6 protein-coding genes are annotated in these 6,807 nt (G+C 67.0%); all 6 read left to right on the top strand.

All coding sequences use genetic code 11. The features are described from left to right. Positions 1 to 307 precede the first annotated feature (307 nt). Genes P0R31_RS40295 through P0R31_RS40270 form a run of 6 tightly spaced genes read left to right on the top strand, consistent with a single transcriptional unit; the run spans position 308 to position 6,549 of the window. Positions 308 to 1,123, top strand: coding sequence for a sugar phosphate isomerase/epimerase family protein (locus tag P0R31_RS40295; RefSeq protein WP_275521134.1), 816 nt, complete (start codon positions 308 to 310; stop codon positions 1,121 to 1,123). A gap of 30 nt (positions 1,124 to 1,153) precedes the next feature. Beyond that, entirely contained in the window at positions 1,154 to 2,791 is a 1,638-nt protein-coding gene (locus P0R31_RS40290; protein WP_275521132.1) for an ABC transporter substrate-binding protein, read from the top strand. Between the two features lie 2 nt (positions 2,792 to 2,793). Continuing rightward, the gene (locus P0R31_RS40285) at positions 2,794 to 3,777 is read left to right on the top strand and encodes an ABC transporter ATP-binding protein (RefSeq protein ID WP_275521130.1); all 984 of its coding nucleotides are present in this window, start codon (positions 2,794 to 2,796) and stop codon (positions 3,775 to 3,777) included. Continuing rightward, positions 3,774 to 4,760 (top strand): ABC transporter ATP-binding protein, encoded by a 987-nt coding sequence (locus P0R31_RS40280; RefSeq protein ID WP_275521128.1) that lies wholly within the window; start codon positions 3,774 to 3,776, stop codon positions 4,758 to 4,760. The genes P0R31_RS40285 and P0R31_RS40280 overlap by 4 nt, the downstream gene beginning before the upstream one ends. Next, complete coding sequence (locus P0R31_RS40275; protein WP_192893206.1) at positions 4,760 to 5,689, top strand: ABC transporter permease; 930 nt, start codon at positions 4,760 to 4,762, stop codon at positions 5,687 to 5,689. The genes P0R31_RS40280 and P0R31_RS40275 overlap by 1 nt, the downstream gene beginning before the upstream one ends. Then, the gene (locus P0R31_RS40270) at positions 5,686 to 6,549 is read left to right on the top strand and encodes an ABC transporter permease (protein ID WP_275521126.1); all 864 of its coding nucleotides are present in this window, start codon (positions 5,686 to 5,688) and stop codon (positions 6,547 to 6,549) included. The genes P0R31_RS40275 and P0R31_RS40270 overlap by 4 nt, the downstream gene beginning before the upstream one ends. Positions 6,550 to 6,807: the final 258 nt, after the last annotated feature.

The following is a 6,807-nucleotide window of genomic DNA, read 5'->3' as shown; positions in this document are numbered from 1 at the left end:
CCCCATGTGGTCCCCCAACCCCATGTAGCGCGATCAGAGGGTGATGCCCGTGGAAGTGGCCGCCGATCGATGTCCCGCGATGTACGCGAAGGCCGGCTAGGATTCCATTCCGGATCACTACGGACACGATAGCGCTTGCCCTGTGCCCGTTCTGCATCGCTCGTCGCGGTCGCTGCTGCTTGAAGCGCAGCACGCGCGGGCAGGATGTCCACATCTCGTCCGCGCTGCGATAGATGGATTTCACCGGCTTGTCATTGAACTGGTCTAGCGCTGCTTCCCGTCATCGCTGACGACGAAGGAGCATGCCATGTCGAAACCGGTGCTGGGCGCCGCATTGTCCATCAAATCGATCCCCGCGCATCGTGACTGGCTTCTCGAAAAGCAGCGCGATCTGGAAATCCAGGACTTCTTCCGCGCCGATCTGCTCGATAGCGACTGGCGCGCAACCGCCGGCGAGATCAAGCAGATGCTCACCGGGCACACCGGCCGGCTCGGCATCCACGGCCCGTTCTGGGGCTTCAAGATCGACAGCCACGATCCGATGATCCGCCAGGCCGTGACCAAGCGCCTGCTGCAGGGCCTCGAGGCCGCCGAGTTCCTCGGCGCGACGCAGATGGTGATCCACTCGCCGTTCACGACCTGGGACCACAACAATCTCGATCTCTATCCCGACAACCGCGCCAATATCGTCGAGCGCGTCAAGGCGACGCTCGCCGAGGTGATTGCGCGTGCCGAGACGATCGGATGCGAGATCGTCATCGAGAACATCGAGGACAAGGATCCACGCGACCGCGTGCGCCTCGCCAAGGCGTTGGAAAGCAGCAAGGTCCGCGTCTCGCTCGACACCGGGCACGCCAATTACGCGCACATCTCCACCGGCGCGCCGCCGGTCGACTATTACGTCGAGACCGCCGGCGAGATGCTGACGCATGTGCACCTGCAGGACACCGACGGCTTTGCCGACCGGCACTGGGCGCCGGGCGAGGGCAATATTCCCTGGGTCGCCGTATTCCGCGCGCTCGGCCGGCTGACGTCGAATCCACGGCTGATCCTCGAACTCCGCAATCACGACGATGTCCGCAAGGGCGCGGCGCATCTCGCCGCGCTCGGTCTCGCCGAATAACCGACATCACAAAGGGCAGGGGTTATCCTCATGAGCAAGCTCACCCGTCGCACCATCCTGAAATCCGGCGGCGCTGCCGCAAGCACCTTGCTGCTGCCGCGCTTTGCCATCGCGCAAGCCGACAACCGTCCCTCCGTGACCGTCGCGGTCCAGAAGGTCACGAATGCGAACGTGCTCGACGTGCTGCGTGAGCAGTCCAATGTCGGCGAGCGCGTGTTCTTCTCGTCGATCTGGGAAGGTCTGATCTCCAAGAACTGGCGCGGCAAGCTCGAAGCTGTACCGGGCCTTGCCACCGAATGGCGCCGCATCGACGACCAGACCGTCGAGGTGAAGCTGCGCCAGGGCGTCAAGTTCCACAACGGCGACGAGCTCACGGCGGAAGACGTCGTCTTCACCTTCAGCCGCGAGCGCATGTTCGGCGAGACCGAGGCCAAGAACCGCTCCACCATCAAGGCGTTCGAGAAGATCCCGACGCCGCGCCCGGGCAAGGAGCTGCCGCCTGATGTCCCCGCGGTCGCCCGCCGCATCTGGCCGGACCTGGTGCGCGTAGATGCCGTCGACAAGTACACGGTGCGCTTCTACAACGCGACGCCCGATGTCACGATCGAGGGCCGGCTCTCGCGCTACGGCTCCGACATCATGAACCGCCGCGCCTGGGAAGAGGCGGCGAGCTATCTCGACTGGGCCCGCAAGCCGGTGACGACCGGCCCCTACAAGGTCGTCGAGCTCAAGCCCGACGTCTCGCTGACGCTGGAAGCCCACGACGAATATTGGGGCGGCCGGCCGCCGCTGAAGCGCATCCGCTTCCTCGAAGTGCCTGAGGTCGCGAGCCGCATCAACGGACTGCTGTCGGGCGAATACCAGTTCGCCTGCGACATCCCGCCGGACCAGATTGCCGGCATCGAGAAGAATTCCGCGTTCGAAGTGCAGGGCGGCACGATTCAGAATCACCGCCTTACCGTGTTCGACAAGAACCACGCCGTGCTCGCCAATCCGCTCGTGCGGCGCGCCTTCACCCACGCGATCGATCGCCAGGCGATCGTCGACAGCCTGTGGGCCGGCCGCACCCGCGTGCCGAAGGGGCTGCAATGGGAATTCTACGGCGACATGTTCAACGCCGACTGGAACGTACCGGCCTACGATCCCAAGCTTGCGCAGGATCTGCTGAAGCAGGCCAATTACAAGGGCGACCCGATCCCGTACCGCCTGCTCAACAACTACTACACCAACCAGGTCGCGACCGCGCAGATCCTGGTCGAGATGTGGAAGTCGGTCGGCCTCAACGTGCAGATCGAGACCAAGGAGAACTGGTCGCAGATCATGGAGCGCGGGCCGGCACGCGCCGTGCGCGACTGGTCGAACTCGGCCGCCTTCAACGATCCGGTGTCGTCGCTGGTCGCCCAGCACGGCCCCAACGGCCAGCAGCAGCAGATCGGCGAATGGACCAATGCCGAGCTGAACACGCTCTCCGAATTCCTGGAGACCTCGACCGACCGGGCCGCGCGCAAGAAGGCGTTCCGCCGCATGCTCGAGATCGCCGAGCGCGAAGATCCCGCTTACACGGTGCTGCACCAGAACGCGACCTTCACGGCCAAGCCGAAATCGATCAAGTGGAAGGCAGCGCCCGCCTTCGCGATGGATTTCCGCGCCGGCAATTTCGAGGTCTGAAGGTGAAGCCGCTGGTCAGCATCGAGGACTTGCGCGTCGCCTTCAATGGCGTGCCGGTCCTGCGCGGCGTCGACATTGCCTTGCAGAAGGGCGAGGCCATCGGCCTCGTCGGCGAGTCCGGCTCCGGCAAATCGGTGACGTGGCTGGCCGCGCTGGGGCTATTGCCGCGCCATGCGCAGATCTCCGGCTCGGTGCGGCTCGACGGGCGCCAGATTCTCGGCGCGCCGGCCGCCGAGCTCGATCAGGTCAGGGGCGGGCGCATCGCCATGATCTTCCAGGATCCGGCGAGCGCGCTCAATCCGGTGCTGACCATCCGCAGGCAGCTCTGCGAAGCGCTGTCGCTGCACCGCGATCTCCAAGGCAACGCCGTGAAGGCGGAGGCGCGGCGGCTGCTCGATCTCGTCGGCATACCCGATGCAGGCCGGCGGCTCGAGGCCTATCCGCACGAATTCTCCGGCGGCCAGGTCCAGCGCATCATGATTGCGATGGCGCTCGCCGGCAATCCCGATCTCCTCGTCGCGGACGAGCCGACCACTGCGCTCGATGCCACCATTCAGGCGCAGATCCTGGAGCTGCTTTCAACTGTCCGCCGCGAGCTCGGCATGGCGATGGTGCTGATCAGCCACGACCTCGGCGTCGTCGCGGAGAATTGCGACCGCGTCGCGGTGATGTATGCCGGCCGCATCGTCGAGCAGGCCCCGAGCAACCAGCTGTTCGCCGATCCCGTGCATCCCTACGCGCAAGGGTTGATCGGCGCGCTGCCGCCGCTCGATGGTCCGCGGCGGCGCCTCACCGCCATTCCCGGTACGGTGCCCGATCCCGCGCACATGCCCGGCGGCTGCGCCTTCGCGCCGCGCTGCGCGCTGGTCGCGGAAGCATGCGGTCTTGCGGCGCCGACCCTCGCGCCTATCGCCGATGATCGCAGCGTCGCCTGCGTTCGCGCCGAGGCCTCGCGCCGCGCGCTGCTCGGGATTGCCGCCGAATGAGTCCGCCGCTGGTCGAGATCTCAGCGATCTCGCGCACCTATGCGATGCGCTCGGGAATGTTCGGGCGAGCTGCGGCCGTGCATGCCGTCGACGGCGTGTCGCTGACGATTGCCAAAGGCGAGACGCTCGGTCTCGTCGGCGAATCCGGTTCGGGCAAATCCACCACGGGCCGCATCGTGCTCGGCCTCGAGCCGCCTGATAGCGGCGAGGTGCGGTTTGGCGGCAAGCCGATGGCCGCACCGGGAACGGCCGCCTGGCGTGCGCAGCGCGCGCGGATGCAGATGATCTTCCAGGACCCGCTCGGCGCGCTGGACCGGCGCCTGCCGGTTGCAACGCAGATCCGCGAGCCGCTCGACATTCACGGCCTCGGTACGCCGGCGGAGCGCGAGGAGCGCGTCCGCGAGCTGCTGCGCGCCGTCGAGCTCACGCCGGCGCATGGCGCACGCTATCCCGGCGCGCTCTCCGGCGGGCAGCGTCAGCGCATCGTGCTGGCGCGGGCGCTGGCCACCAAGCCGGATTTCCTGGTCTGCGACGAGCCGGTCAGCGCGCTCGACGTTTCGATCCAGGCGCAGGTGGTGAACCTGCTCTGCGATCTCCAGGCGCAGCTGTCGCTGACGCTGCTCTTCATCAGCCACGATTTGCGCGTCGTCAGGCAGATCAGCAACGTCGTGGCCGTGATGTATCTCGGCCGCATCGTCGAGATCGGCAGCGCCGACGATCTCTTTGCGCGGCCCGAGCATCCCTATACCCAGGCGCTGGTCTCGGCCTCGCCCGCGCCGGGCCGCCGCAGTGCGGGCCGCATCGTGCTATCAGGCGATCCGCCGAACCCGGCCGCGCGGCCTGCGGGCTGCGCCTTCCATCCGCGCTGCCCGCGCGCCGTCGCGCGCTGCAAGAGCGAGGTGCCGACGCTGTCCGCCGTCGGCGGCGACAGGCAGGTCGCCTGTCATCTCGTCACCGGCGCTGCGACACGGGACGCCGCCTGATGGGACGCTATTTCGCCATTCGGATCGGACGGGCCGCGCTCACGATCGTGCTCGTCGTCACCTTCGCCTTCATCGTGTTGCGGCTGTCAGGCGATCCCGCGCTGATGATCCTGGGACCGGAGGCGCCGCCGGAGGTGCTCGCGGCATTCCGCAAGGCGTGGGGCCTCGATGATCCGATCTGGGCGCAATATTTCGACTATTTCGGCGCCATCGCCAAGGGCGAGCTCGGCCGCTCCATGCGCGACGGCCGGCCCGCAATCGAGCTGGTGCTGGAACGCATCCCGGCGACGCTGGCGCTGACCCTGCCGGCCTTCTTCTTCAAGGTCGCGCTCGGCGTTCCCGCTGGGATCTACGCCGCGCTGCATCGCGGCTCGGGAATCGACCGCGCCGTGATGATGACGGCGGTCGCGGGCTTTACCGTGCCGAGCTTCGTGCTCGCGCTGCTGCTGGTGCTCGTCTTCGCCGTGCAGCTGGGATGGCTGCCTTCGGGCGGGCAGGACAGCTGGCGCCACGCCATCCTGCCGATCGCAACGCTCAGCCTCGGCGGCGCGGCGGTGCTGGCGCGCTTCACCCGCAGCGCCATGCTGGAGGTGCTGGGCCAGCCCTATATCCGCACCGCATCAGCAAAAGGCGTGCCGTGGCGCAAGGTGGTGACGTCGCATGCACTGCCGAACGCGGCGATCCCGACCGTGACCATCCTCGGCTTCATGGTGGGCACGCTGATCGCCGGTGCCGTCGTGGTCGAGAGCGTGTTCGCCTGGCCGGGAGTAGGGCGGCTGCTTGTCGTTGCGGTTGCCAATCGCGATCTCGCCGTCGTGCAATGCATCCTGCTGCTGGTTGCGATGACCATGGTGACGTCCAATTTGATCGTCGATTTCCTCTACGGCTTCCTCGATCCGCGCCTGCGCAGCAAGGGAGCGCATGCATGACTGACGCCACGCTAAAGGATAGCAAAGCGCTTTCACGCCGCTTCAGCCTGCCGGCCATTCCGGTCTCGGTCGCGCTGGCGATCAGCTGGATCGTCGCGATGCTGCTGATCGCGGCCTTCGCGGAGAAGATCGCGCCTTACGGCTTCACGCAGCTCGACCTGCGCAACCGGCTTGCTGCGCCCGGCAATGCCGCGCACTGGCTCGGTACCGACGAGCTCGGCCGGGACGTGCTGTCGCGGCTGCTGGTCTCGATCCGCATCTCGTTGCTGATCGCGTTCGGCGCCACCGCGATCTCGGCCGTAGCAGGCACCATGCTCGGCTTCCTCGCCGCGCACTTCCGCGGGGCCGTCGAGCAGCTCGTGCTGATGCTGTCCGACTTCCAGGCCAGCATGCCGTTCCTGATCATGGCGCTGGCCGTGCTCGCCTTCTTCGGCAACTCGCTGCCGCTCCTGATCGGCCTGATGGGCCTGTTCGGCTGGGAGCGCTATGCCCGCATTGCGCGCGGCCTTGCCATCTCCGCGAATGCGCAGGGCTACGCCGCCGCCGTCCGCCAGTTAGGGGCGACGCCGTCGCGGATTTATCTCCGGCACATCCTGCCCAACATCGCCTCGACCCTGATCGTCTCGACCACGCTGGTGTTCCCCGAGGTGATCCTGATGGAGTCAGGCCTGTCCTTTCTCGGCCTTGGCGTGCAGCCGCCGATGACCAGCCTCGGCAACATGGTCGGCTATGGCCGCGAATATCTGACCCGGGCGCCCTGGATCATGCTGGCGCCGGCGACGACCATCGTGGTGACCACGCTGGCCGTCTCCGTGATCGGCGACTGGCTGCGCGACCGGCTCGATCCGACGCTGCAATAGGAGCCACCACCCTCGGCCGTCATTCCGGTGCGCGCTGAAAGGCGCGAACCCGGAATCCCGCGGGTGCTGCCGCCCGATGGATTCCGAGTTCGATGCTGCGCATTGCCCCGGAATGACGCAGAGTGCGCGACGAAAACCCCGCGCCGGGAGCAGGGGAGCCCTGTCCAACCCAAGTTCCCGTTGCGCCCGTTCCCCCCGTGCGCTATCCGGCCTCAAAAGCCCGAGGCGGCTCCACATTTTCCCGCCCCGGCCCAACCC

It is taken from the genome of Bradyrhizobium yuanmingense (assembly GCF_029167105.1).
GTDB classification, from domain to species: domain Bacteria; phylum Pseudomonadota; class Alphaproteobacteria; order Rhizobiales; family Xanthobacteraceae; genus Bradyrhizobium; species Bradyrhizobium yuanmingense_A.
Note: the sequence above shows the minus strand (reverse complement) of the source record. Positions and strands in the feature narration are given on the sequence as shown.

Excerpts from the sequence above, each read along its gene's own strand:
- P0R31_RS40280 (WP_275521128.1), top strand. The coding sequence starts at position 3,774 with ATGAGTCCGCCGCTGGTCGAGATCTCAGCGATCTCGCGCACCTATGCG.
- P0R31_RS40270 (WP_275521126.1), top strand. The coding sequence starts at position 5,686 with ATGACTGACGCCACGCTAAAGGATAGCAAAGCGCTTTCACGCCGCTTC.
- P0R31_RS40290 (WP_275521132.1), top strand. The coding sequence starts at position 1,154 with ATGAGCAAGCTCACCCGTCGCACCATCCTGAAATCCGGCGGCGCTGCC.
- P0R31_RS40275 (WP_192893206.1), top strand. The coding sequence starts at position 4,760 with ATGGGACGCTATTTCGCCATTCGGATCGGACGGGCCGCGCTCACGATC.
- P0R31_RS40295 (WP_275521134.1), top strand. The coding sequence starts at position 308 with ATGTCGAAACCGGTGCTGGGCGCCGCATTGTCCATCAAATCGATCCCC.